The 1,471-nt window shown below is 70.2% G+C and carries 1 protein-coding gene; it reads right to left on the bottom strand.

Annotated features, from left to right (window positions below):
• Positions 1–1,471, bottom strand: a 1,471-nt coding sequence (locus ACZ4D5_RS43440) for a non-ribosomal peptide synthetase (protein ID WP_467778074.1), incomplete at both ends; no start/stop codon positions are given.

Genomic DNA, 1,471 nt, shown 5'->3' with positions numbered 1-1,471 from the left:
TCCGTGCGCCAGCGGACCAGGTCGCCGGTGCGGTACATGCGCTCACCGGCGGCGAACGGACACGCCACGAACCGCTCCGCCGTCAGCGCCTGGCGGCCTATGTAGCCCCGCGCCAAGCCCGCCCCCGAGACGTACAGTTCGCCGGGCACGCCCACCGGTACCGGCTCCAGCGCCGCGTCCAGCACGAACACTCTCGTGTTCGCCACCGCAGTGCCGATCGGGAACGTGCCGTCCGATGACACCCCGCTCATCGTGACGCACACGGTGGACTCGGTCGGGCCGTAGCCGTTCACCACGCGCCGGCCCGCCACCGACCACCGCGCCACCAGTTCGGCCGGCGCCGCCTCGGCGCCCAGCATGAGGCACTCCAGGTCCGTGAGCTTCTCGGCGGAGCCCGGCGGGACGGTGGCCATCACCGATGGCGGGATCAGCGCGTGCGTCACGCCCTCTGCCGCCAGGAAGTCGCCGAGGGCGTCGCCCATCAGGCCCTTTCCGTCGGGTACGACGAGCGTGGCGCCGTTCGAGAACGCCATCACCAGCTCCCACACCACCACATCGAAACTGGGCGAGGCGAACTGCAGCACACGGCTCGCGGCGGTCACGCCGAGCCGCTCCGTCTGGGTGTGCGCCAGACTCGCCACTCCGTTGTGAGAGACCACGACTCCCTTGGGCACGCCGGTGGATCCGGACGTGTACGTCACGTACGCCGGGCAGCCCAGGCCCACCGGCACGTCCAGGTCCTCGTCCGGGAAGCCGGACAGGTCCTGGGCGAGGGTCTCCTCGTCGACCACTACGACGGGAGACGCGTCGGACAGCAGGAACTCCCGGCGGTGCAGCGGATACTCGGGGTCCACCGGCACGAACGCACCCCCCGCCTTCACTACGGCGAGGAACGCGACCACCATCTCCACGGAACGCGGGAGGACGACGCCCACGAGCTGCTCCGGCCCCACTCCGCGGGACACCAGCCACCGCGCCAGGCGGTTGGCCCTGCGGTTCAACTCCCCGTAGGAAACCGACCGCCCTCCACACACCACGGCGACCGACTCCGTGGCCTCCCGCACCGACCTTTCGAAGAGATCGACCAGGCTCATCTCCTGAACCCCTGCAGCCGGGCCGCTCCAGGCCCCGAGGATCCGCTCCCGCTCGGCCCCCGGCAGCACCTCGACGTCGCCGATCGGCAACGACGGATCCGCGACCACCTGCTCCAACAGGCCGATCCAGCGCGCGAGATGACCCTCGATCGACGCGCGGTCGAAGAGATCGGTCGAGAACTCGACGGTTCCGGTGATCCCGTGGTCGTCGCCCCGCTCGGCGAGGCTGAACAGCATGTCGAAGCGGGACCTGCCGATTCCGACTTCCTTGGGGCGCACACGCAGGCCGGGGAGGTCGAAGTCGCCTTGGGTGGTGTTCTGGAGGACGAGTGCGATCTGGAAGAGGGGGTGGTGGCTTGTGGTGCGGTGGGGGTTGA

This window comes from Streptomyces sp. NPDC025651, from assembly GCF_055558735.1.
Note: the sequence above shows the minus strand (reverse complement) of the source record. Positions and strands in the feature narration are given on the sequence as shown.